Below are 25,043 nucleotides of genomic sequence, written 5' to 3'. Positions count from 1 at the left end.
GACTCGCCCTTATAAGCCGGGATGGATGAGAGAGTCCCGGTGATATTACCGCTGAGGGGGAACAGGAAAACCCTTCAGTGAAATCACGAAATTTTCACCGTCTTTCTTAATTTTTGCCCCGGCATCACACCAGTCTGAGGCAATACGGAAGAACTCATCGCTGCCGACGTTCCAGCTCAGACGAACATGTTTCACATAACCGGAGCGCAGCATTTCACAAGCTTCGCCGTAATTACTGGCAGTTGAGAGCGGTTGTTGTTTCATTTTTTCTTCTTCAGTAGTCTGCGCAATGCTTTGATTTCTTTAGGAGTCAGTGCTTCAACTACGGACTCTTCCGTATGCTGGCTATCGATATCCTCAGCGGAGACTCCTGCCTCTTCAACGGCGGTAAACGCAATCAGCAGCAGTTTTTCCGTCGCAACACTTAAATTTTCGTTATGCACTTCAGCGTAATGGCGAAGCTTTTCTTTTAGCGCCTCATCAATTTTGACATTCAATACAGCGGTCGACATCGTAGAAAATCCTTGTGGTCAGCCAAAACACACCGGATGTAAGACCCTGTCGTTACAGCGCGATGGCGGCGGCAAAAGCAACAAATAACATCCCCGAAACACATTGACAGCATTTGATGACAATAAAATGACATTACGATGACAAAGAAAAGAAGATAACCAGAAGGGAAATTGCCGGACGGCAGAATTGGGTGGGGGCCCTGCCAGCTACATCCCGGCACACACGTCATCTGCCTTGGCTGCTTCCTTCCGGACCTGACCTGGTAAACAGAGTAGTGTTGCGGGAGAACCAACAGAGCCCCCATTGAGAGCGTTGTTAACCAACGCGCAGGCGCATTATCACTGCTGCACCCTGTAATTGCAACCCATCCAGCATCGGATGCTGTTTTCTTGTGCAATGCGGCTTCACTCCCTCGCCATTCGGCATTATGCTGGAGGATTAGCGCAGGAATAAATAATGGATATACAAGACACTTTCCCCCAACGCGTCTGGCAAATCGTCGCGTCAATCCCCGAAGGTTTCGTCACCACGTATGGCGATGTTGCCAGGCTTGCCGGTTCGCCGCGCGCTGCGCGCCAGGTCGGCGGCGTGCTTAAGCGTCTCCCTGAAGGCAGCACTTTGCCCTGGCATCGGGTGGTTAATCGTCATGGTGCCATTTCGCTGACCGGCCCCGACTTACAACGGCAGCGTCAGGCGTTGCTGGCAGAAGGAATAGTGGTTTCAGGAAGCGGGCAGATAGATTTACAGCGCTATCGCTGGGTGTACTAACCCTCTCCAGACGGAGAGGGTTACGACTGCCTTAGTACTGCGTGGGAGCAGGAACGGCAGAAGAAGGATTTACCTGGGTTGGTGACGTTGACGGCACCGTGGTGGCTGCCCCACCGCTTGCCTGAACCGGTACTGCTGTTTGCTGTACAGGGACCAGCGTCAGGTCAGCTTTCGTACCACCCTGATTAATGACCGTCTGAACGGTATCAGTAATAAAGACCAGTTTGTCATTAACCGTAATTGCCGCACTCAGCAGAATACGGGCGTTAGGCTGAATATCTGCCGGGTTAAATGGTAATACAAAGCTGAATGGCGCCTGCTTACCTTCAGTACGGACCGCTTTTTGCGACAGCACTTTTGACGGTGCATCGGCCAGCGACGCATCTGACAGCGTGACGGTCAGCACCGCATCGGGTGGCAAGGCCACTTTCTGGCGGATCCATACCGTACCAGAAACATTGGGCTGTTGAATTTTAGACTGTGTGTCAGCAATTGACGTATTAGGGTTTGGCGCAGGTGTCTGAATATCTGCACTTTTATCAGCACAGGCCGCCAGAGCGACCGCAACCGCTAAACCACTTACCATGTGCACGAGTTTCATTAAATTCTCCTTATCATCTATGCACCAGCGAGAACTATCCTCGCCAGAAGAGTGGTTAACAAAAACATAACGTGACTAAGTGTGGCACAAGACAGCTGTTTTTGCCTGTAATAGGCCTTTAATTCAGACAATTGCACCCATCGGACCACTTTCAAAATTGCGTTATACTCTGCCTACCTCGCTGCGAGATCGATATAACCTGGAGAGCACGTATGAGTCTGGCGCTGAAAAATTTGCTGACATTGTTAAATCTGGAAAAAATTGAAGAAGGACTCTTTCGGGGCCAAAGTGAAGACTTAGGGTTACGTCAGGTTTTTGGGGGACAGGTTGTCGGTCAGGCGCTGTATGCCGCCAAAGAAACCGTACCGGAAGAGCGTCTGGTGCACTCCTTCCACAGCTACTTTTTACGCCCCGGCGATAGCCAAAAGCCCATCATCTATGATGTTGAAGTCTTGCGTGATGGTAACAGCTTCAGCGCGCGCCGCGTTGCCGCAATTCAGAATGGTAAACCCATTTTTTACATGACCGCCTCTTTCCAGGCACCGGAAGACGGATTTGAACATCAGAAAACCATGCCGGATGCGCCGGGTCCCGATGAGCTGAAATCAGAAACAGAAATTGCCCGCTCAGTGGCGCATTTACTGCCGCCGCTGTTGAAAGAAAAATTTATCAACGATCGTCCGTTGGAAGTGCGCCCGGTTGAATTTCATAACCCCTTAAAAGGTCACGTCGCACCTCCGGCGCGCCAGGTATGGATCCGTGCAAACGGCGAGCTGCAGGACGATCTGCGCGTCCATCAATATCTGCTGGGTTATGCCTCAGACCTGAACTTCCTGCCTGTAGCGCTGCAGCCGTACGGGATTGGTTTTCTGGAAAAAGGGATTCAGATCGCCACCATTGACCATTCAATGTGGTTCCACCGTCCGTTCAATATTAATGAGTGGCTGTTGTATAACGTCGAGAGTACTTCTGCCTCCGGTGCCAGAGGTTTTGTACGCGGGGAGTTTTATACGCAGGACGGCGTGCTGGTCGCCTCTACCGTGCAGGAAGGGGTAATGCGTAATCGCAATTGAGAATTACCGGATGGTGGCGCAAAAGCGTTACCATCCGGCAGATTGAAACATCAAGCGTTGTAAGCGTTCTCGCCGTGACTGTTCACATCCAGACCTTCGCGTTCCTGCTCTTCCGGTACGCGCAGACCCACCGTCATATCCGCCAGCTTATAGCCAATGAAGGCCACCACGCCGGACCAGACGATGGTGATCGCCACGCTTTCCAGTTGCACCAGCAGCTGATGCCCCATGGTCACTCCCTCAGCAAAGCCCACGCCGCCCAGAGAGCTGGCAGCGAAAACCCCGGTCAGGATGCAGCCAACAATACCGCACACGCCGTGCACGCCAAACACGTCACACGGATCGTCCACGCGCAGAAAACGCTTCAGCATGGTTACGCCCCACAGACCAGCCAACCCCGCAACCACACCGATAATCAGCGCCCCGCCGACACCGATGTAGCCACATGCAGGTGTTACGCCCACCAGACCTGCAATAGCACCGGAACAGGCGCCCAGCAGAGACGGTTTACCACGCAGCGCCCATTCACCGAAGATCCATCCGAGGATGGCGGCAGCGGTGGCGACCACGGTATTGACGAAGGCCAGTGCAGCAATTTCATTCGCCGTTCCCGCTGAACCGGCGTTAAAGCCAAACCAACCAATGTAGAGAATAGCGGTACCGGTGAAGACCATCGGCAGGTTATGCGGTTTAAAGGCTTCTTTGCCAAAACCGACGCGTTTGCCAATCAGATACGCGCCAACCAGACCGGCAATCGCTGCGTTGATGTGCACGACCGTCCCGCCCGCAAAATCCAGTGCGCCGTGAGAAGCCAGCAATCCGCCGCCCCAGACCATATGTGCAATGGGGATGTACGACAGCGTTAACCACACCACCACAAAAATCAGCACCGCAGAGAAACGAATACGCTCAGCCAGCGCCCCGACAATCAGCCCAACGGTGATGCAGGCAAAAGATCCCTGAAAAGCAACGTGAATGTACTGGTAGAAGCTCCCCGTGACCGCCGTCAGCGCGATGTTCTTCAGCAATACCCAGTTGAAGTTGCCGAAGAAATTATTCCCTTCGCCAAAGGCCAGTGAGTAGCCATAAACCACCCATAGAATACAAACCAGAGCGAATGTCACCGTCACCTGAGTCAACATCGACAGCACGTTCTTACCGCGAATCAAACCGCCGTAGAACAACGCAATGCCAGGGATAGTCATAAACAGCACCAGCGCGGTACAGATCATCATAAAAGCGTTATCTGCTTTATCCGCAACCGCCGGTGCCGCCATCGCCAGTCCCGGCAGTAGTGCCAGTGAAGCAATACCCGTTTTCATCGTTGCTATCTTCATTTTTTGGTTTCCTATCACTGTGTGCCAGAAGTTACAGTGCGGCTTCGTCGGCTTCGCCGGTACGAATACGAATCACACGTTGCAGCTCGGCGACGAAGATTTTGCCGTCGCCAATTTTTCCGGTGTATGCCGCCTTACTGATGACATCAATCACGCCATCCAGTTGGTCGTCGGCAATCGCCACATCAATCTTCACCTTTGGCAGAAAATTGACGCTATATTCAGCCCCACGGTACAGCTCAGCATGACCTTTCTGTCGGCCAAACCCCTTCACTTCGGTGACGGTCAGCCCCTGAATACCAATAGACGACAGTGCTTCACGGACGTCTTCCAGTTTGAACGGTTTGATTACCACGGTAACCAGCTTCATAGATCCCCTCCAGTCAGAATTCAGTAGTGGCTGCAGATACACGAGAGGAATATTGCAAGGGGTGTGCCAGGAATGAAAAACGCGGAATGATTCAGGTTCGCCAGGTACTATCGGGAGAGAAAAAGAAAAAACGCACTATAACGGTGCATAGTGCGTTACATTTTTGCACCAGATTGTTGATTGCCGGATGGCGGCGTAAACGCCTTACCCGGCCTACGATACCGCGTGGCCGGATAAGCGCTGCGCCGTCAGGCGATAACAGAATCCTCTTGCGTGCTGGCGGCTAACTCTTCGCCCGCCAGCTGCAGCTGATACATCTGCCAGTAACGGCCTTGCGCCGCCAGTAATTGCTGGTGCGTACCACGCTCAACCGCCTGACCGCGATGCAGCACCAGAATGGTATCCGCATCGACAATCGTCGATAACCGATGCGCAATCACCACCAGCGTAGTGTGTTCACGGACCGCCGCCAGCGCGTGCTGAATGGCCTGTTCAGTACCGGAATCAATACTGGCCGTGGCTTCATCGAGGATCAGCACCTGCGGCGTTTCAACCAATACCCGCGCCAGCGCCAGCAGCTGTTTCTGCCCAACGGAGAGATTATTGCCCTGCTCGCCCAGCCGGGTATGGATCCCCTCGCTCAAACCCCGAGCCAGTTCTGCCAGTTGCACAGTCTCCAGCGCCTGCCAGACCCGCTCTTCTGAGATATCGCGACCCAGCGTGACGTTTGCCAGGAAGGTATCCGCCATCACCACCGGATCCTGCTGCACCATCGCGATGCCCTGACGTAACGCACCGTGGCTCAGAGAAGACAACGGACGTCCGTCAAGGCGGATTTCCCCCTGCGTCAGCGGGTAATATCCCATCAGCAGGCTGGCCAGCGTGCTTTTGCCGCTGCCTGTGTGTCCGACCAAAGCCACAAAGCTGCGCGAAGGCACGGACAGACTGATGTTTTGCAGCACCAGGTTGTCGTCGCGATAGGCAAATGAAACGTTATCCACCTCAATATCTCCGCTTTTGAGCGGGCGATCGTCTTCACCATAGCGCTGACGAGGCCCGTCCATCAGTTCGAACACTCGCTCACCAGCGACAACCGCCTGCTGCAGCATTGATTGCTGGGTGGTCAGCTCGATCAGCGGTTCGTTCAAACGGCCGAGGTAGCTGATGAACGCGTACAGCACGCCAACCTCGATGGAGGTGCCAGAGGTAAAACTGAACAGCATCAGCAAACCGCAGAGGATCAGCGCCGAGAACAGGCTCAGCAGTGGACGCAGCAAAAAACCATCCAGTCGCAGGGTTTGCATACGCGCCATATAGTGCGAGCGGCTGGCCTCGCCCATTCTCTCGCCAAACCTTGCCTGCTGGCGGAACTGCTGGATAACGCTCATGCCGTTGATGACTTCGTTAAAGCCATCGTTAATATCCGCCAGATAAGCGCGCACCCGACGCACAATCGGGGTGCTGTAGCGTTGGTAAATCACCATCACCACCAGCACGGCCGGGAAAATGGCCATTGCCACCAGCGCCATGCGCCACTCCAGGCTGAACATCGCCACCAGCATCGCGCCGATTAAGGCCGCACTGCGCAGAACCGTTGCGACCACCGTCACGTACAGGTCGCGAATAACTTCAGTATCATTGGTCACACGTGAGATAAGCTGCCCGACGGGCTGAGTATCAAAAGCGCTGAGCGGCTGGCGCAGCGCAGCGTCCATTACGTCGGTGCGTAACTGTTGTACTACGCCAACCGCCGCCTGGTTAAACAGCAATGACTGCGCGTAATGCAGACCTGCCGCCAGCAGTTGCAGACCGACATAGGCCGCAACCAGCCCGGCAACCATCGCCAATGGCAGATTGTTCTTCGCCACCATGTTATCGATAAAATAGCTAATCAGCAGCGGACCGCTGACTTCCGCCGCCGCAGCCACCCATAGCATGACTACCGCAATCGCCAGCTGTTTTCGCCATGGGGAACCATACGCCAGCAGTCTTTTCAGAGTTGGCCATAATTGCCCGAAACTACGCATTAGCCGCCTCCTCGTTTATCTCTGGTGCATCAGACAGCGCCGCTTCAAGTTGCTGATAGCGGTACATGTCGCGATACCAACCGGGCTGTTGCACTAAAGATTCATGCTCACCGCGCTGAGCAATATGCCCATGCTGCATCACGATAATCTCGCTGGCTTCCGTCAAAGCCGATAAACGGTGAGCGCTGATAATCACGGTTCTGCCTTCGCCCCACTGGCGCAGGTTATGCAGGATCTGATGCTCGGTACGACCGTCCACCGCCGACAGCGCATCATCCAGAATCAGAATTTCAGCGTTCAGCAGTAACGCTCGAGCGATAGAAATACGCTGTTTTTGCCCGCCTGACAGCATCACCCCGCGTTCGCCCACTTCGGTGTCGTAGCCCTGAGGAAGACGTAAAATATCCTCATGAACGCTGGCAAGGCGCGCCACATGCTCGATCTCTTCCTGCGTGGCCTGCGGGCGTCCTAAGGCGATGTTATTACCGACGGTATCGGAAAACAGGAATGGTGTCTGGCTGACAACCGCCAGTCGGCTGCGCCAGCTATCCAGCTGTAAGCGCGTTAATGGGATATCATGAAAGCGCACATCGCCCTGGGTGATATCAAAATGACGCTGGATCAGCGACAGTACCGTACTTTTTCCCGCGCCGGTCGGACCACAGATGCCCAGCATCTGTCCAGGTTTGAGCTGGAAATTCACATTTTCCAGCGCCGGGTGGGTGGTTTGAGGGTAACAAAATTCGCGAATCGCCACCGCCAGCTCGCCGCGTCCTTCCGGCACCGGTTCAGTACCGTCATCCACTACCGGCGCTTCTGCCAGCATGGCGCGAATTCGGCTATACGCGGCGCTGCCGCGTTCGACGATGTTAAACATCCAGGCCAGCGCCAGCATCGGCCAAATCATCAGACCGAGATACATCATAAAGCTGGTGAGCTGCCCGAGCGTCAGCGAGCCGTGAACCACCATCCAGCTTCCCCCGGCAATCGCCAGCAGGTTAGCCATACCAATGGCGATATAAATCGTAGGATCAAAGCGGGCGTCAATGCGCGCCACACGCAGGTTTTTCTTACCGGTATCTTCAGCATCAGCAGCAAATAATGCCGACTGCCGATCCTCCAGCCCAAAGGCCTTGATCATACGAATACTAGTCAGGCTTTCCTGAGTACGATCGTTGAGACTGGAAAACGCCGCCTGCGCCAGCTTAAAACGGTTATGGAGTCGATCGCCGTAACGTTTGATCATCAACGCCATCACCGGCATCGGCAGCAGCGCAATGAGCGTCAGTTGCCAGCTTATCTGCGTTGACATCACGATCAGCACCGCACACCCCATTACCAGCGAATCCACCAGCGTCAGCACCCCTTCTCCGGCGGCAAATACGACGCGATCGACATCGTTGGTTGCCCGTGCCATCAGATCGCCCGTACGGTGCCGCAGATAAAATTCTGGATGCTGGCGACTCAACTGACGGTAATAATCTTCCCGCAGTTCAACCGCCAGTTGGTAGGATGCGCCAAACAGCAGCACGCGCCAGACATAACGCAGCAAATAAACCACCACGGCAATCAGGGCAATTGTCCCCACCCACATCAGCAGCCGCTCGGTGGTGAAGCGTTGAGTCGTCACGCCATCCACAATGATCCCGACCACTTTCGGCGGAATAAGCTGAAGGATAGCGATGATGATAAGCAAGGCCACTGCCCCGAGGTAGCGACGCCACTCCCGGCGGAAGTACCAGCTTAATTGAGCAAATAATCGCACGCGTTATATCCTGACAAGATTTCCGGCAATAAGCGCCGGGAGAATTATTCAATAGGTAGAGCAGTTGTGTATTTAATCTGTTCCATGGCAAAGCTGGAGGTGACGTCAGACAGGCCCGGTACGCTGTTCACCAGGCGCTTATAGAATTCATCATAGCTTTTCATATCAGCAACCTGCACTCGCATCAGGTAGTCATACTCCCCTGCCATACGCCAGAACCCCAGAACCTCGGGCATTCCGGTCACTTCAGTGACAAAGCGGCAATACCATTCGCTGCTGTGATGCTGAGTTTTGATCAGCACAAACGCCGTTAAGCCCAGCCCCAGTTTTTCTGGATCCAACAGGGCGACTCTGCCCAGCAGGATACCGTCATCCTCGAGTCGTTTGAGACGTTTCCAGCAGGGGGTGGTAGTCAGATTAACGGCATCTGCTAATGCCTGCAAAGAAAGGGTGCAGTCCTGTTGCAGTAAGCCGAGTAGCTTGCGGTCAATTTTGTCTAACATATCCACTCCACAGAGAAGAATTTTCTCCTTACATTCTATTTTAAAGGCTAAATGGCAACAATTTTTTCCGTGCTTTTCGCTATTCTGGGCACAAAATGACAAATGGATATCTATTAATGATGAATAGCTCCTGGGTTAAAAACGCCATCAATGAAATCAACGCGGATTATCAGCGTTCTGCGGATACGCATCTCATTCGCCTGTCGCTACCGGCGTTCCCGGGCATTCAGCTCTATTTAAAAGATGAGAGCACGCATCCGACCGGGAGTCTGAAGCATCGTCTGGCGCGCTCACTGTTTCTGTACGGATTGTGCAATGGCTGGATCAAAGAAGGCACCACCATCATTGAATCATCGTCCGGTTCAACGGCGGTCTCTGAGGCTTATTTCGCTCGACTGTTAGGGTTGCCATTTATTGCCGTCATGCCTTCCTGTACGGCAAAACGTAAAGTTGAACAGATTGAATTTTACGGCGGTCGCTGTCATTTCGTGGAAAGCGCCTGCGAAATCTATGCAGCCTCTGAGCAACTGGCGCGTGAGCTGAACGGTCATTACATGGACCAGTTCACTTACGCTGAGCGCGCCACCGACTGGCGCGGCAATAATAATATCGCCGACAGCATCTTTCGTCAGATGCAGTGCGAGCCCAACCCCGTTCCCCGCCATATTGTGATGAGCGCCGGAACCGGTGGCACCTCAGCAACCATTGGCCGCTATATTCGCTGTCAGGGCTACGATACTCAACTGATGGTGGTAGACCCGGAAAACTCGGTCTTTCTGCCCTTCTGGCAGGATCGCGATGCCACGTTACGCAGTCCGGTAGGAAGTAAAATTGAAGGCATTGGCCGCCCGCGTGTCGAACCGTCTTTCATTCCTGACGTGGTCGATGAAATGCTGCGCGTGCCGGATGCCGCAAGCGTGGCCACCGCACACTGGCTGGAAACGCAGTTGGGCCGCAAGGTCGGCGCCTCTACCGGCACAAACATGTGGGGAACGCTACAACTTGCCGCCCGTATGCGCGATGCAGGCGTTACCGGTTCGCTGGTGACACTGTTGTGTGACAGCGGCGAACGCTATCTGGAAACCTACTACAACCCACAGTGGGTCGACGCGCACATCGGTGATTTAACGCCGTGGAAAGCGGAGCTTGCCCAACTACTGAACACCCATTAATGGGATAAAAAAAAGCCAGACGCGAAGTCTGGCTTGCTGGAAGGGATCTCTCATTCGGGGGAATAAGGTAGATGTGGATTGTCCAGCCAATGCGTCAAAAAGTGTGACACTGCCTGATTACGGCAATGCCCAATCACCGATAAATGAGGCAGTTCAGCAATCAGTTGCGGCATCGCGTTACCCATAATCAGGCCGCGCCCAACGCTGCCTAACATTTCGCGATCGTTCATGGCATCGCCAAACGCCATACACTCGGCCATTGAATAACCTAAATAGTCGCTCAACACCGCCAATGCCGATCCTTTATTACAGCCCAGCGGCAGCACCTCAAGGCAATCAAACGCGGAAAAACAGAGATTCGCCTGTTCACCCAGCGCTTCATTCAGTTGAATGCGCAATTGGATAAGAGAGTCATGATCGCCGCAGAAGCAGACTTTGGTGACCTGATGCGCCGGAATACGTTTCACATCGACGATCTGATAGCGAAATCCGCTATATACATGCGCCTGCAGCAGCGAGGGGATCTCTTGTCCGGTGAACCAGCCATTGTCATTAAAGACATGCATGCTGGCGGTAGTGTCCCACTTCTGATGCAACACAATGTCCGCGACATTCGGATCCAGATCCTGACGGTGTAACACATCGCCCTCAAGAGAGTGAATGCGCGTGCCATTACCCGTGATCAAAAAGGCGTCCAGTGAGATCGAGCCTAAAATATGGCGCATCTCAAGCACATGGCGACCGGTGGCAAATGTCAGAGTAATATCGCGTTCACGCAGGCGCGACAGCGTTGAAAGCGTTTCGTCACCTAAATGGTGATTCGGCATCAAAAGGGTGCCATCCATATCAAATGCAGCCAGACGAGCCATTTCTTTCTCCACACTGTGACGCGGTTAACTTGTGATCCAGTATCACCTGAGATATACGGAAGTAATAGTGAATAGATAAAATGAATTGTTCCGGGTTTCTCTACGCATAAACCGTTAACGAACATCCTGAAGGAAAAAGTATCAATGCGTCTGCTTAATCGCCTGAACCAGTACCAACGCCTGTGGCTGCCCTCGAACGGCGAACCGCAGTCGGTGACCGTCGGGGAACTGGCCGAACGCTGTTTTTGTAGCGAACGCCATGTGCGTACCCTGCTAAAGCAAGCGCAGGATGCAGGCTGGCTGGAGTGGCATGCCCAGTCGGGGCGCGGGAAACGCGGGCAGCTGCGGTTTTTAGTGACGCCAGATTCACTGCGCAACACCATGATGGAACAGGCGCTGCAAAAGGGCGAGCAGCTTAGCGTACTGGAACTGGCTCAGCTGGCACCGGGTGAATTAAGAACACTGTTACAACCGTTTATGGGCGGTCAGTGGCAAAACGACACGCCAACCCTGCGTATACCCTATTACCGCCCGCTCGACCCCTTGCACCCCGGGTTTCTCCCCGGTCGCGCGGAGCAACACCTCGCTGGACAAGTTTTCTCTGGCCTGACCCGGTTTGACAGCACTACGCAACGTCCCTGTGGAGACTTAGCCCACCACTGGAATATCTCCGCTGACGGCCTGCGCTGGGATTTCTATATTCGTTCCACCCTGTACTGGCATAACGGCGATGCGGTCAGCAGCACACAGCTACATCAGCAGTTGCTGAAGCTGTTAGAACTCCCCGCGCTGAATAAGCTGTTTATCAGCGTAAAGCGCATTGAGGTGACGCATCCCCAGTGTCTGACCTTTATTCTGCATCATCCCGACTTCTGGCTGGCGCACCGTCTGGCAAGCTACAGCAGTCACCTGGCGCATCCTGAGCACCCGTTTGTGGGTACCGGCCCGTTCCGGCTGACGCTGTTTACTCCTGAGCTGGTGCGTATCGAGAGTCACGATCACTACCATCTGAGTCATCCGCTGCTAAAAGCCATTGAATACTGGATAACCCCGCAGCTCTTCTCCCAGGATTTGGGCACCAGCTGTCGCCATCCGGTGCAAATTGCGATTGGTAAACCCGAAGAATTGCCTATGCTAAGCCAGGTAAGCAGCGGGATCAGTCTTGGTTTTTGCTATCTCACGCTCAGAAAAAGCGCGCGCCTGAATACGCAGCAGGCCCGTAGACTGATCAATATCATCCACCGTTCTTCCCTGCTACAAACGCTTGAAGTGGATGAAAATCTGATCACGCCAAGCAATGCACTGCTCCCCGGATGGACTATCCCGCAATGGGATGAACTCGACGAGGTAGCGCTGCCGGAAAAGCTGACGCTGGCTTATCACCTGCCGGTAGAACTTCACGCTATGGCTGAACAGCTTCGCCAGGCGTTGGCGCTGCTCGGCTGTGAATTAACGCTTATTTTTCATAATGCTAAAAACTGGGATGGCGATCATCCCTTAGCCCAGGCCGACCTGATGATGGGCGACAGGCTGATTGGTGAGGCACCTGAATATACTCTCGAACAGTGGTTGCGCTGCGATCAGCTCTGGTCACATGTATTGAATGCGCCAGCATATACACATTTGCAAACGACCCTGGATGCCCTTCAAATTCAGGCCGATGAGGACGATCGCCACGCGGCTTTACAACAAGTTTTCGCCACGCTAATGCATGACGCTACCCTGACGCCACTGTTCAATTATCACTATCGCATCAGCGCGCCACCGGGCGTGAACGGCGTACGCCTGAATCCTCGTGGCTGGTTCGAGTTTACCGAAGCCTGGCTGCCACCTCCTTCCGCGTGAAGAAGCTGGTCGACGGCACGCCCAGGCGCTACCATAAGGGCTTCGTTATTTTGTCAGGAAAAGCCATGAAACGTGCTGTTGTTGTATTCAGTGGAGGTCAGGACTCCACGACTTGTCTGGCGCAAGCGCTGCATCAGTATGATGAAGTGCACTGCGTGACCTTTGATTATGGTCAGCGCCATCGCGCTGAGATTGATGTCGCACGTGACCTGGCCTTAAAACTTGGCGCGCGCGCGCACAAAGTACTTGATGTCACATTGCTCAGTGAACTGGCTGTCAGCAGCCTGACCCGCGATAACATTCCGGTACCCGATTACGAACCGGATGCGAATGGCATTCCCAATACCTTTGTGCCAGGACGCAATATTCTGTTCTTAACGCTGGCAGCAATTTACGCTTACCAGGTGCAGGCAGAGGCGGTCATCACCGGCGTTTGTGAGACCGATTTCTCCGGCTATCCGGACTGTCGCGATGAGTTCGTTAAAGCCCTGAACCATGCTGTAAGCCTGGGGATGGCGAAAGATATTCGCTTTGAAACCCCACTGATGTGGATCGATAAAGCCGAAACCTGGGCACTGGCCGATTATTGGGGCAAGCTGGACCTGGTACGCGAAGAAACGCTGACCTGCTATAACGGCATCAAAGGTGACGGTTGCGGTCATTGTGCGGCGTGTAATCTGCGTGCCAACGGCCTGAACCATTATCTGGCGGATAAACCGGCAGTAATGGCGGCAATGAAACAGAAAACCGGGTTAAAATGATTGTATTGCCGGATGGCGCTTTGCTTATCCGGCCTACATGCAGTTGCAGCAACTCTTGTAGGCCGGATAAGACGCTTGAGCGTCGCCTTCCGGCAGTCGCAGCCACTACTGCACCATCTGCTCCAGTTTTTCGCGCAACTCCCCTTCCAGCGGCAACGCTTTTTGCGTTTTCAAATCAATACAGACGAACGTAATCAGCGCGTCTGCCACCACCTGCCCTTCCGGCTCCAGAATAATGGTCTGATTTAACACACCACTTTTGCCATTTAACTGTTGAACCTGACTGGTGATAGTCAGCAGGTCGCTCAGCACCGCAGGTCGTCGGTAGTTGATATTAATATTCACGACCACAAAAGCGATGTTGTGTGCTGTCATCCACTGAAAGCTGTCGCTGTTTTCCAGACCATCCCAGCGGGCTTCTTCCAGAAACTCCAGATAGCGGGCATTGTTAACGTGCTGATAGACATCAAGATGAAAACCACGAACTTTGATTTGTGTTTGCATAGCGCAGGAGCCTTACGTTGTTTTTATAGGAACAGATTTTTGGGTAAAGAGGTCATAACTGGTATGACCTCTACAGTCTGGCAAACTTTCAGCGCTCTGCAAGTTATTAAAGTGTTAAAACTGCCAGGTTACGCTCAACCAGTGAACTGCCCATGCCCGGCACCTGCTTTAAATCGTCCACCGTTTTAAACGGCCCGTACTCCTCACGATAGCTCACAATCGCCTGCGCTTTCTTTAGACCCACGCCATTCATAACTCGCGCTAAATCCTCCGCAGAAGCGTTGTTGATGCTTACCCTGGTGCCCTCATCGTCGCTTGCTTTAGCGGGCTGTGTGGCTTTGCTTTGTGCCGCCCCTGGGTTTTCCGCTTTGGTTTGAGTCGCCTGGCTTTTGACGACAGGCTCAGCCGCCAATGCAGTTTGGGCCATACCAGTGCAGGTCAATGAAAGAGTGATAAGCAGAGCTTTGATTCCATGTTTCATACTGTTTTCTCCTTGTTTGTTAACAGTGGAATCACGATAGCGAGGTGCAGAACGGCAGACAAACGGCAAATATCAGAAATGGAAAAGGCCGCGAAAGCGGCCTTTGGTAGATACAACTTTTTGCAATTTTTTGCGAACTGCCTCGGTTATTGCTGCTGTTCCAGCGCATCACCGATTTTAATTTTTGCGGCTTTACGCAGGTTGCTCATCAGCGCTTCAAAGACAATCTGCGCGTTGTTCTGAGTGATCCCCTGAACCATCGCTTTCTTCTGCGCTTCAGGCATAGAACCAGCTTTCACCTCGTCCAACGCCAACAGAACAACGTTACCCTGCATGTCGTTCGCGACGCCGTAGCTCGGTTTGTCTTTCTCCGGCAGGCTCAGACCAAAGGCAGCCTGGCTCAGCGGATCCTGACCCGTACGGCTCAGCGTTTTCGCCTCGCCAAAGCTCAGACCCGCCGCTTTCACCGCTTCATCGCCTTTACCGGCTTTCAGATCCGCCAGCAGTTTATCGGCATCAAGCTTCGCCTGCTGCTCTGCTTTATTGTGCTTAACGAGCGCAGTTACCTGCTCTTTCACTTCAGCCAGTGGCTTCACGGCTTCAGCTTTGTGCTCTGCAATACGCAGCACGAACGCACGATCGCCGTCCACGGTGATGATATCGGAGTTACTGCCAGGCGTACCGTTCTCACCAACCAGCCCACCATTGAAAATGATGTCAGCGACTGGTTTGAAATTCAGTTCTTCCGGCAGGCTGTCACGGCTAAACCAGCCCGTTTCAACCGCTTTCATACCCGCAGCCTGCTCTGCACCCGCCAGAGATTCGTTATCATTGCTGGCCGCGTCGCTGACTTTCTGCTGCAGCGCATAGTACGCATCCAGCGCTTTTTCCTGCTTCACTTTTGCCGCAATCTCGTCACGGGCTTCGCTCAGCGGTTTAACTTGCGCAGGCTGTACGTCGTCAAGACGCGCAACGAGGAAACCAACGGAAGACTTAATTACGCCAGACAGTTGGCCTTTTTCTTTCAGACCAGCATTTTTCAGCTCATCCGGGGTGGTGGAATCTTCCAGCCATCCCATATCGCCGCCTTTACGGGCAGAGATGATATCGGCAGATTTTTCTTTCGCCAGCGCAGCAAAATCACCGCCTTTGTTCAGCTCGTCCAGTACCGCTTTGGCTTCATCTTCCGTTTTGGTCTGAATGATGCTGTAGCGGTTACGCTGCGGCTGAGTGAACTGATCCTGATGCTGGTCATAGTAAGACTGAATATCAGCATCGCTGGCCGTCTCCTGCATTGCAGCAGCGTCCAGCTTGATGTAGCTCACGCGGAACTGTTCCGGCGTCATAAAGTTGTTTTTATTCTGCTCGTAGTAGCTGGCAACTTCCTGCTCGGTAACAGACTGCTTCGCGGCCAGTGCGTTAACGTCAATCGTCGCCTCGCGCACGATACGCTGCTGTGCGACCAGCGCCGCCAGTTCGTCCGTTTCACCTTTCAGCATGAAGTCCGTACCGGCAACACCGTTAATCAGCTGCTGTGTCGTAAGCTGATTACGTAATGCCTGAGCGTACTGGTCTGCAGTCATTCCCATTTGATTGACAATCGCGTTGTAGCGGTTGTTATCAAACTTGCCGTCCACCTGGAACGCAGGCGTGGCGAAAATGGCCTGTTTAACCTGATCGTCGCTGATGTTGAGCTTAAGCTCGCGGGAATACTGATCCAGCAGTGCTTCGTCAACAAGACGATTCAGCACCTGCTGACGCAGCGTTTTCATATAACCTTCGTTCGCGGCCAGCTCGGAGTATTGATCGCCCAGCTGTTGCTGCATGCGGTTACGTTCGCTGTTGAACGCATTCTCGAACTGCCCGCGGCTGATCTCCTGGCCATTCACTTTGGCGGCGAAGTTATTGCCTCCGCCAATCAGGTAACCACTCACGCCGGTCAAAATGAACGACACGATAATGATACCGAAAATAATCTTGAGCACGAGACTGTTAGCAGCCGTGCGTAAGCTGTCCATCATGGTGTAACCACACTCCGCTGTAGATGACTATACGCGTTATCCTCTCTGCTGCCCCCGCGTTGATGACAACAACGGCAACAAGGATTTTGAGTATATATGCTTCACGCAGCATAGCGTTTCCTGAACGCTGCGCACAAAGGTCTATTGTGACAAGAAACAGGGGCAATTGTCAGCCCACAACGCGTAGAAAGTACCGGAATTACAAATAAAAAAGGCACATCAGTCGATGCGCCCTTGTACTTCGTCACATCCCCAAAGGGGAAATCACTTAGTTTACCGCGTCTTTCAGTGCTTTACCTGCACGGAAGCCCGGTACTTTAGCCGCGGCGATGGTGATCTCTTTACCTGTTTGCGGGTTGCGACCAGTACGGGCAGCACGCTCTTTAACGGCAAAAGTACCAAAACCTACCAGCGCTACGTCATCACCTTCTTTCAGAGATTCGGTAACAGAAGCAATAATTGCATCTAACGCACGTCCAGCCGCAGCTTTAGAGATATCAGCCCCTGCAGCAATTTTGTCGATCAGTTGAGATTTATTCACTCTTCTCTTCCTCTTTATAATTTATATCGCACCTGAATCCTTCAAAGTGCGACCGCGCAGCAGTTATATCAGGCCTGCCATGCCCTTACAACACCCGTTAATGATGGCAAGCCCAATCCGTTATCTAAATTAGCTATACAAAAAAAGGCTGGCAAGCCCGAAATGGCCTGCCAGCCCTGTTTTTATTAATGCTCTTTGCGCGAGGTCACTATTTTGCCGTCACAACCTGCATTCCAGAGGGTTCATTTTGCAACGCAAGAGTCAGAACTTCCTCAATACGTTTCACCGGGTGAATATTAAGATCGGCAATTACGTTGTCCGGAATCTCTTCCAGGTCACGTTTGTTCTCATCGGGAATTAAGACCGTCTTAATGCCGCCACGGTGTGCCGCCAGCAGTTTTTCTTTCAAACCACCTATAGGCAGAACCTGACCACGCAGAGTGATCTCACCCGTCATCGCCACGTCGGCGCGAACTGGGTTACCGGTAAGACAAGAAACCAGCGCAGTACACATAGCAATACCCGCACTTGGACCGTCTTTCGGCGTCGCCCCTTCAGGTACGTGAACGTGGATGTCGCGTTTTTCGTAAAAGTCCGGGTTAATACCCAGTTTTTCCGCACGCGCACGCACCACGGTCAGCGCAGCCTGAATCGACTCCTGCATGACTTCACCCAGAGAACCGGTGTAGGTCAACTTACCTTTACCCGGTACGCAGGCGGTTTCGATAGTCAGCAGATCGCCGCCAACTTCCGTCCACGCCAGCCCCGTCACCTGACCAACGCGGTTTTCGTTGTCCGCGCGGCCATAGTCAAAGCGCTGTACACCCAGATAATCGTGCAGGTTGTCGCCATTGATCTCAATATGTTTCAGCGATTTATCCAGCAGCAGCTGTTTCACCGCTTTACGGCACAGTTTAGAGATTTCACGTTCCAGACTACGTACGCCTGCTTCACGGGTGTAGTAACGAATAATGCCCACAATGGCGCTATCGTCGACCGTCAGCTCACCTTTTTTCAGTGCATTACGCTCAATCTGTTTCGGTAACAGGTGACGTTTGGCAATGTTCAGCTTTTCGTCTTCGGTATAACCGGACAGACGGATCACTTCCATACGATCCAGCAACGGTGCCGGAATATTCATGGAGTTAGAGGTCGCAACAAACATTACGTCGCTGAGATCGTAGTCCACTTCCAGGTAGTGATCGCTGAACGCCACGTTCTGCTCTGGATCCAGCACCTCAAGCAGTGCGGACGCCGGATCGCCACGCATGTCGGAAGACATTTTGTCGATCTCATCAAGCAGGAACAGCGGGTTTTTAACGCCCACTTTGGCCATTTTCTGGATCAGTTTACCCGGCATAGAACCGATATAGGTCCGGCGGTGACCACGAATTTCGGCTTCATCACGCACGCCGCCCAGCGCCATACGGATGTATTTACGCCCAGTTGCCTTAGCGATGGACTGCCCCAGAGAGGTTTTACCTACCCCCGGCGGTCCAACCAGACACAGGATCGGCCCCTTGATTTTATTTACACGGCTTTGAACCGCGAGGTACTCAAGGATACGGTCTTTGACGCGCTCCAGACCATAATGGTCGGTATCGAGGATTTCCTGCGCCTGGCGTAGGTCTTTTTTGACCTTGCTACGCGCATTCCACGGCACCTGTACCATCCAGTCGATGTAGCCACGCACCACGGTCGCTTCCGCCGACATAGGAGACATCATTTTCAGCTTCTGCAGTTCTGCTTCCGCTTTCTCTTTTGCCTCTTTCGGCATTTTCGCCGCGTCGATTTTACGCTTCAACGCTTCGTTTTCGTCCGGTGCATCGTCCATCTCACCGAGTTCTTTCTGAATAGCTTTCATCTGCTCGTTCAGATAGTACTCGCGCTGAGATTTTTCCATCTGCTTTTTCACACGGTTGCGAATGCGTTTCTCAACCTGCAGCAGATCGATTTCAGATTCCATCATCGCCATCAGATATTCCAGACGTTCGTTAACGTCGGACATCTCCAGCACGGACTGCTTGTCAGCCAGCTTCAGCGGCATGTGTGCAGCGATGGTATCCGCCAGACGTGCAGGATCGTCAATGCTGTTCAGCGACGTCAGCACTTCTGGTGGGATTTTCTTGTTCAGCTTGATATAGCCTTCGAACTGGCTGATAGCGGTACGCACCAGCACTTCCTGTTCGCGCTCATCAATAGCAGGCGAGTCAAGGTACTCTGCTTTCGCAGAGAAATGCTCGCCGTTGTCAGACAGCGCAGAAATACGCGCACGCTGTAACCCCTCGACCAGCACTTTTACGGTGCCGTCAGGCAGTTTCAGCATCTGCAAAATAGAGGCCACGGTCCCGACGGTGAAAAGATCGTTTACACCCGGCTCATCCGTTGACGCTTCTTTCTGTGCGACCAGCATGATTTTTTTATCATGGTCCATAGCCGCTTCCAGACAACGGATAGATTTTTCCCGCCCTACAAATAAGGGTATGACCATGTGCGGATAAACCACCACATCGCGCAACGGCAATACGGGGATTTCAATGCGTTCAGAACGCTCAGGATTCATAGAGCTCTCTCTTAGTTTAGTTTCCGCCAGGTAATCAGGTGGTACGACTGTGCTTCACACCACCTTTAACATGTATGTCAGTATATGGGGATGTTTCCCACACATTCAACGCCATGTTTACGGAAAAATAAAAGGGGAGATAAAATCCCCCCTTTTTAATTAAATGTCTGTATGAATTGATGAATTATTCGCCAGATGCCTGCTGCGCTTCCGGCTTACCGTAAATCAGCAATGGCTTGCTCTGACCGCCAATCACCGACTCATCGATCACCACTTTTTCGACGTCTTCCATAGAAGGCAGATCGTACATGGTGTCGAGCAGCGCGGCTTCGACGATAGAACGCAGACCACGAGCACCGGTTTTACGCGCCATCGCTTTCTTAGCGATCGCATCCAGCGCTTCCTCACGGAATTCCAGATCGACACCTTCAAGATTGAACAGCGCCTGGTACTGCTTGGTCAGGGCGTTTTTCGGCTCTTTGAGGATCTGGATCAACGCTTCTTCGCTCAGCTCGCTCAGCGTTGCCACAACCGGCAGACGACCGATGAACTCAGGGATCAGACCAAATTTGATCAGATCTTCCGGTTCGACCTGCGACAGCAGTTCACCTTCGCTGGCTTTATCAGACTGTGCTTTTACCGTTGCGCCAAAACCAATGCCGGAGCCGGTTTCAACACGGTTAGCAATCACTTTATCCAGACCTGCAAAGGCACCACCGCAGATAAACAGGATCTTGGAGGTATCAACCTGCAGGAATTCCTGCTGAGGATGTTTACGACCACCCTGCGGCGGAACGGCAGCAACCGTCCCTTCGATCAGTTTCAACAGCGCCTGCTGTACGCCTTCGCCGGAAACGTCACGGGTAATAGATGGATTATCAGACTTACGAGAAATCTTGTCGATCTCATCGATATAGACGATCCCACGCTGTGCTTTCTGCACGTCGTAATCGCACTTCTGCAACAGTTTCTGAATAATATTTTCAACATCTTCACCCACATAACCGGCTTCGGTCAGCGTGGTGGCATCAGCCATGGTGAACGGAACGTCCAGCAGGCGCGCCAGCGTTTCAGCCAGCAGCGTTTTACCGGAACCCGTCGGGCCAATCAGCAGGATGTTACTTTTGCCCAACTCGACGCCATTGCTGGTATCGCCGTTGCGCAGACGTTTGTAATGGTTGTATACCGCGACCGCCAGCACTTTCTTCGCCTGCTCCTGACCGATAACGTAATCGTCCAGGTGGTTGCGAATTTCATGTGGCGTCGGCAGCGCACTGCGTTCACGGTGCGGTGCTACTTCCTTAATCTCTTCGCGAATGATGTCGTTGCATAAATCAACACATTCGTCGCAGATATACACGGATGGACCGGCAATCAGCTTACGCACTTCATGCTGGCTTTTGCCGCAAAAAGAGCAGTACAACAATTTGCCCGAGCCATCTTTGCGTTTATCTGTCATGGGTCAAAACCTCTTCTTTGTTCTTTGTGCCGCACACGACGACGCAAATGCCATTCTCAGGCGCAAGACGCTAGTCAGCGTTGTGCCGCTCCAGGTAATTATAGCGGCACACCTGCGCACTGGGCATTAATTACGATGGGTCAAAATCGAGTCGACCAGACCGTACTCTACCGCTTCAGAAGCGGAGAGGAAGCGATCGCGCTCGGTATCACGTTCAATCTGCTCAAGAGATTGACCCGTATGATGCGCCATAAGTTCGTTCATGCGCCCTTTTACCTTCAGGATTTCACGGGCATGAATTTCAATATCCGTTGCCTGGCCCTGGTAACCGCCCAGAGGCTGGTGGATCATGACGCGAGAGTTAGGCAGGCAAAAACGTTTGCCTTTCGCCCCGGCGGTCAGCAGGAACGCACCCATTGAGGCCGCCTGGCCCATACAAATGGTGCTGACGTCCGGCTTAATAAACTGCATGGTGTCATAGATAGACATCCCGGCAGTGATCACTCCACCAGGGGAGTTGATGTACAGGTAGATATCTTTTTCTGGGTTTTCTGCTTCCAGGAACAGCATCTGCGCCACGATCAGGTTAGCCATATGGTCTTCGACCTGGCCGGTCAGAAAAATGACGCGTTCCTTAAGTAGACGAGAATAGATATCAAAAGAGCGCTCACCACGTGAGGTCTGTTCAATGACCATCGGCACCAGCGCCATATGGGGTGCAAAGTTATCTCGTTCGCCGCTGTATGACATTTCCGTCTCCTGGATAAAATTTGAAAAAACCTGCTGTGCTGATTGTAACCTTATGGACGGATTATCAGCTAGTCCCTCAGTAATGGGTACGACATCGCCATAATTCAAGCATAACAATCTTTTGTTGTAACGCTAACACTGAAACGCTGTTTTCGCACTCTTCCCATGCAAAATGCGTGACAAAAAAAAACCCGCCACCAAAAGGTGACGGGCTTGCGTACGAAATTCGAGCTAAAAAAGCGACGAATTACGCCTGCTGGTTCATCAGTTCGTTGAAGGAAGTGGCTTTTTCAGTCACTTTCGCTTTCGCCAGAACGGCTTCAACAGCCTGCTCTTCCAGAGCGACGTTACGCATGTTGTCCATCAGCTCTTTGTTTTTGCTGTAGAACTCAACAACTTCTTTCGGATCTTCGTAAGCAGAAGCCATCTCTTCGATCAGGCCTTTAACGCGATCTTCGTCAGCTTTCAGTTCGTTGGTACGAATCACTTCGCCCAGCAGCAGACCAACAACTACGCGACGCTTAGCCTGTTCTTCGAACAGTTCACGCGGCAGTTCCAGAGCTTGTTTCTCGTTGCCGCCGAAACGCTGTGCAGCCTGACGACGCAGAACGTCGATTTCGCTGTCGATCAGAGCAGCCGGAACGTCGATGTCGTTAGCTTTTACCAGACCTTCGATCGCCTGAGACTTAACGCGGTTACGCACAGCGCCTTTCAGCTCGCGTTCCATGTTTTTACGGACTTCAGCGCGCAGACCTGCTACGGAACCATCTTCAACGCCGAAACGTTTGATGAATTCTTCAGTCAGTTCTGGCAGTTCGCGTTCTTCAACTTTCTTCAGGTTGATAACGAACTTCGCAGCTTTACCTTTCAGGTTTTCAGCGTGGTATTCTTCCGGGAAGGTCACGTCGATAGTGAACTCTTCGCCAGCTTTGTGGCCTTTAACGCCTTCTTCAAAGCCCGGGATCATACGACCCTGGCCCATCGCCAGTACGAAGTCAGACGCTTTGCCGCCTTCGAACTCTTCGCCGTCTACAGAACCGGTGAAGTCGATGGTTACACGGTCTTCTGCATCAGCAGCGCCGTCTTTGTCTTTCCAGGTAGCCTGCTGCTTGCGCAGGGTGTCCAGCATTACGTCAACGTCAGCGTCGGTAACTTCAACAACCGGTTTTTCAACTTCGATTGCTTCCAGGCCAGTCAGCTCAACTTCCGGGTAAACTTCAAACTCTACCGCGTAAGTAAAATCTTCACCCAGTTTGTATTCGCCCGGAACGTAGTTCGGTGCGCCAGCCGGATTGATTTTTTCTTTGATGATCGCGTCAACGAAGTTGCGGCTCATCAGGTCACCCAGAACGTCCTGGCGAACAGACGCGCCATAACGCTGAGCAACAACATTCATCGGTACTTTTCCTTTGCGGAAACCGTCAATACGCACTTTCTTCGCTACGTTGACCAGCTCGCTTTTCACAGCGGTCTCGATGCTGTCAGCAGCGATAGTAATCGTTACACGGCGGCCAAGGCCTTGAGTGGTTTCAACTGAAACTTGCATCTTGTTACCTCAAAAAATCACAGTGCTCGGTCAACTCTTCTCCGCAAGCACAGGTTGTTGGCTTCGCGGAACTGGGATGTTCTCATAAGCAATCACATTCCCTGTCGTCAGAATCATCCCGAAGACATTCCGAAAAATAAGACGCGCATTATAGCGGCATCACTTTTATGAGTCGAGAACGGTTATCGCGCGTTGCTGCGGCTTTTTTCACAATTCCCGGCTAATTTTTGTCTGAATACTGTACGACTGCCCCAGAATTCAGACAAAACAAAACGGCCCGCAGGCCGTTTTCACATAATCTGTAGCAACATACTGGAAAAGCGTCGGTTGTTGCAAATCCGTTTTTACGCGATGCTTCCCGCCCCACGACACGGAGGCGATGCAAAAATCGTATCCTGCAACGCTTCCCACTCCTTAATAGTGTAGGTATGCAGGGCAAGCGCATGAACGGTTGTGGAAAGCTCCGCCGTTAACGTGCTGTAAATCATCCGATGACGATTAAGAAAACGTTCACCTGTAAAGCGATCGCTAACCAGTACAACCTTAAAGTGGCTTTCAGAACCAGCCGGGACATTGTGACGATAGCTTTCATCCACAACTTCGAGGAACACGGGTTCGAACGCTGCCCTTAATTTTTCTTCTATTTGCTCACGAATCATCATGAAATTTTTCCTCCGACAACGCTGAGATGTCACCCATCCCTTTAAATACTAGCCGCTTTTACCGTTTTCATTACACCTTAGCAACAAAAAATTAGCGCTTGTCTGATTTTCTCATTCAAACGGATGAAGTTCACTGATTCCTCACTCCAATTTATTGCAAAAAGTCCGTTTATAGTCTCCACAAAGTCATAAAACGGACAACACAATGAATTTACATGCGTTACCCACTTCCCCTCATCGTTGGCGATGTTATGATGGCGGGAATTTTCTCTAACCATACAATTTAGATTCGCTGAGAGCCCTGGCATGTTTAAAAAAATCCTCGTCCCGTTTGTCGCGCTGTTTATGTTAGCTGGATGCGCAACACCGCCGACCACTATTGAAGTCTCCCCGAAAATTACCCTGCCACAGCAGGACCCGAGCCTGATGGGCGTGACCGTTAGCATCAACGGAGCCGACCAGCGCCAGGATCAAGCGCTGGCAAAAGTCACCCGCGACAACCAGTTGGTGACCCTGACCGCGTCCCGCGACCTGCGTTTCCTGTTGCAAGAAGTACTGGAAAAACAGATGACAGCACGTGGTTATATGATTGGACCAAACGGTGCAGTCAACCTGCAAATCATTGTTAACCAGCTGTATGCTGACGTGTCTCAGGGTAGCGTGCGCTATAACATCGCCACCAAAGCAGACATCGCCATCATCGCGACCGCCGCTAATGGCAACAAGATGACCAAAAACTACCGCGCAAGCTATTCTGTTGAAGGTGCCCTGCAGGCCTCTAACAAAAATATCGCTAACGCCGTTAACAGCGTACTGACCGACACCATCGCTGATATGTCTCAGGACACCAGCGTTCACGATTTCATCAAGCAGAACGCTCGTTAATTTCTGCCCATATGGCCCGGCGTTCGT

At 52.5% G+C, this 25,043-nt stretch carries 23 protein-coding genes, 1 other RNA gene and 1 pseudogene; 6 read left to right on the top strand and 19 right to left on the bottom strand.

Translation table 11 applies throughout. From position 1 onward, the window contains the following. Positions 1-45: 45 nt before the first annotated feature. The 3 genes from OGY09_RS23805 to ffs form a co-directional block, all read right to left on the bottom strand. Entirely contained in the window at positions 46-264 is a 219-nt protein-coding gene (locus OGY09_RS23805) for a hypothetical protein (RefSeq protein WP_032942544.1), read from the bottom strand. Next, positions 261-512: a hypothetical protein gene (locus OGY09_RS23800; RefSeq protein WP_003831029.1), complete on the bottom strand. Its 252-nt coding sequence runs from the start codon at positions 510-512 to the stop codon at positions 261-263. The genes OGY09_RS23805 and OGY09_RS23800 overlap by 4 nt, the downstream gene beginning before the upstream one ends. A 198-nt stretch (positions 513-710) precedes the next feature. Then, positions 711-807, bottom strand: an RNA gene (ffs, locus tag OGY09_RS23795) — signal recognition particle sRNA small type. An 84-nt stretch (positions 808-891) separates the two neighbouring features. On the opposite strand from ffs, the pseudogene OGY09_RS23790 reads away from it, so the two are divergent. Further along, positions 892-1,281 (top strand): annotated as a pseudogene (locus OGY09_RS23790) (MGMT family protein). 31 nt (positions 1,282-1,312) lie between these two features. Here OGY09_RS23790 and OGY09_RS23785 read toward each other — a convergent pair. Beyond that, on the bottom strand, positions 1,313-1,882 hold the full coding sequence (locus tag OGY09_RS23785; RefSeq protein WP_032942542.1) for a YbaY family lipoprotein: 570 nt from the start codon (positions 1,880-1,882) through the stop codon (positions 1,313-1,315). Between the two features lie 212 nt (positions 1,883-2,094). Here OGY09_RS23785 and tesB point away from each other — a divergent pair, with 212 nt between their 5' ends. Next, the gene (tesB, locus tag OGY09_RS23780; protein ID WP_003831027.1) at positions 2,095-2,955 is read left to right on the top strand and encodes an acyl-CoA thioesterase II; all 861 of its coding nucleotides are present in this window, start codon (positions 2,095-2,097) and stop codon (positions 2,953-2,955) included. A gap of 50 nt (positions 2,956-3,005) precedes the next feature. Here the strand turns inward: tesB and amtB are convergent, their stop codons facing one another. The 5 genes from amtB to decR all read right to left on the bottom strand — a co-directional run bounded on the left by amtB (position 3,006) and on the right by decR (position 8,957). Next, positions 3,006-4,292: an ammonium transporter AmtB gene (gene amtB / locus OGY09_RS23775; protein ID WP_008783954.1), complete on the bottom strand. Its 1,287-nt coding sequence runs from the start codon at positions 4,290-4,292 to the stop codon at positions 3,006-3,008. 31 nt (positions 4,293-4,323) lie between these two features. Then, positions 4,324-4,662 carry a P-II family nitrogen regulator gene (glnK, locus tag OGY09_RS23770; RefSeq protein ID WP_003021657.1) on the bottom strand — a complete coding sequence of 113 codons (339 nt, stop codon included), beginning with the start codon at positions 4,660-4,662 and terminating at the stop codon, positions 4,324-4,326. A 248-nt stretch (positions 4,663-4,910) separates the two neighbouring features. Then, positions 4,911-6,689, bottom strand: coding sequence for a SmdB family multidrug efflux ABC transporter permease/ATP-binding protein (locus OGY09_RS23765; RefSeq protein WP_008783952.1), 1,779 nt, complete (start codon positions 6,687-6,689; stop codon positions 4,911-4,913). After that, positions 6,682-8,454: a SmdA family multidrug ABC transporter permease/ATP-binding protein gene (locus tag OGY09_RS23760; RefSeq protein ID WP_020996575.1), complete on the bottom strand. Its 1,773-nt coding sequence runs from the start codon at positions 8,452-8,454 to the stop codon at positions 6,682-6,684. Before OGY09_RS23760 ends, OGY09_RS23765 begins: the two co-directional genes overlap by 8 nt. A gap of 44 nt (positions 8,455-8,498) precedes the next feature. Further along, positions 8,499-8,957, bottom strand: coding sequence for a DNA-binding transcriptional regulator DecR (decR, locus tag OGY09_RS23755; protein WP_003831023.1), 459 nt, complete (start codon positions 8,955-8,957; stop codon positions 8,499-8,501). Positions 8,958-9,073: 116 nt separating this feature from the next. Between decR and OGY09_RS23750 the strand changes: the two genes are divergently transcribed. Further along, complete coding sequence (locus OGY09_RS23750; RefSeq protein ID WP_220471131.1) at positions 9,074-10,129, top strand: PLP-dependent cysteine synthase family protein; 1,056 nt, start codon at positions 9,074-9,076, stop codon at positions 10,127-10,129. Positions 10,130-10,179: 50 nt separating this feature from the next. On the opposite strand, the gene cof is transcribed toward OGY09_RS23750, so the two are convergent. Continuing rightward, positions 10,180-10,998 carry an HMP-PP phosphatase gene (cof, locus tag OGY09_RS23745; protein ID WP_032942541.1) on the bottom strand — a complete coding sequence of 273 codons (819 nt, stop codon included), beginning with the start codon at positions 10,996-10,998 and terminating at the stop codon, positions 10,180-10,182. A gap of 144 nt (positions 10,999-11,142) precedes the next feature. Here cof and OGY09_RS23740 point away from each other — a divergent pair, with 144 nt between their 5' ends. Beyond that, positions 11,143-12,843, top strand: coding sequence for an SgrR family transcriptional regulator (locus OGY09_RS23740; RefSeq protein ID WP_032942539.1), 1,701 nt, complete (start codon positions 11,143-11,145; stop codon positions 12,841-12,843). A gap of 65 nt (positions 12,844-12,908) precedes the next feature. Continuing rightward, complete coding sequence (gene queC / locus OGY09_RS23735) at positions 12,909-13,604, top strand: 7-cyano-7-deazaguanine synthase QueC (RefSeq protein ID WP_003021638.1); 696 nt, start codon at positions 12,909-12,911, stop codon at positions 13,602-13,604. Positions 13,605-13,709: 105 nt separating this feature from the next. Here the strand turns inward: queC and OGY09_RS23730 are convergent, their stop codons facing one another. From OGY09_RS23730 to bolA, 9 genes are all read right to left on the bottom strand, one after another. Continuing rightward, positions 13,710-14,108, bottom strand: coding sequence for a YbgC/FadM family acyl-CoA thioesterase (locus tag OGY09_RS23730; RefSeq protein ID WP_032942538.1), 399 nt, complete (start codon positions 14,106-14,108; stop codon positions 13,710-13,712). Positions 14,109-14,214: 106 nt separating this feature from the next. After that, positions 14,215-14,589, bottom strand: a complete 375-nt coding sequence (locus OGY09_RS23725) for a helix-hairpin-helix domain-containing protein (RefSeq protein ID WP_032942537.1) — start codon at positions 14,587-14,589, stop codon at positions 14,215-14,217. A 146-nt stretch (positions 14,590-14,735) separates the two neighbouring features. Continuing rightward, positions 14,736-16,610, bottom strand: coding sequence for a peptidylprolyl isomerase (gene ppiD / locus OGY09_RS23720; RefSeq protein ID WP_032942536.1), 1,875 nt, complete (start codon positions 16,608-16,610; stop codon positions 14,736-14,738). A 268-nt stretch (positions 16,611-16,878) separates the two neighbouring features. Beyond that, entirely contained in the window at positions 16,879-17,169 is a 291-nt protein-coding gene (gene hupB / locus OGY09_RS23715; RefSeq protein WP_219352570.1) for a nucleoid-associated protein HU-beta, read from the bottom strand. 190 nt (positions 17,170-17,359) lie between these two features. Next, entirely contained in the window at positions 17,360-19,714 is a 2,355-nt protein-coding gene (lon, locus tag OGY09_RS23710) for an endopeptidase La (RefSeq protein ID WP_003831014.1), read from the bottom strand. A 184-nt stretch (positions 19,715-19,898) separates the two neighbouring features. After that, complete coding sequence (clpX, locus tag OGY09_RS23705; protein WP_003831013.1) at positions 19,899-21,173, bottom strand: ATP-dependent protease ATP-binding subunit ClpX; 1,275 nt, start codon at positions 21,171-21,173, stop codon at positions 19,899-19,901. Positions 21,174-21,299: 126 nt separating this feature from the next. Next, positions 21,300-21,923 (bottom strand): ATP-dependent Clp endopeptidase proteolytic subunit ClpP, encoded by a 624-nt coding sequence (gene clpP, locus OGY09_RS23700; protein WP_003021624.1) that lies wholly within the window; start codon positions 21,921-21,923, stop codon positions 21,300-21,302. 247 nt (positions 21,924-22,170) lie between these two features. Further along, positions 22,171-23,469 (bottom strand): trigger factor, encoded by a 1,299-nt coding sequence (gene tig / locus OGY09_RS23695; RefSeq protein WP_003021622.1) that lies wholly within the window; start codon positions 23,467-23,469, stop codon positions 22,171-22,173. Positions 23,470-23,813: 344 nt separating this feature from the next. After that, positions 23,814-24,131 carry a transcriptional regulator BolA gene (bolA, locus tag OGY09_RS23690; RefSeq protein ID WP_003021619.1) on the bottom strand — a complete coding sequence of 106 codons (318 nt, stop codon included), beginning with the start codon at positions 24,129-24,131 and terminating at the stop codon, positions 23,814-23,816. Between the two features lie 306 nt (positions 24,132-24,437). Here bolA and OGY09_RS23685 point away from each other — a divergent pair, with 306 nt between their 5' ends. Continuing rightward, positions 24,438-25,016, top strand: a complete 579-nt coding sequence (locus tag OGY09_RS23685) for a lipoprotein (RefSeq protein ID WP_032941838.1) — start codon at positions 24,438-24,440, stop codon at positions 25,014-25,016. The last annotated feature ends 27 nt before the right edge of the window (positions 25,017-25,043 follow it).

It is taken from the genome of Citrobacter sp. Cpo071 (assembly GCF_030332765.1).
Classification (GTDB): Bacteria; Pseudomonadota; Gammaproteobacteria; order Enterobacterales; family Enterobacteriaceae; genus Citrobacter; species Citrobacter portucalensis.
Note: the sequence above shows the minus strand (reverse complement) of the source record. Positions and strands in the feature narration are given on the sequence as shown.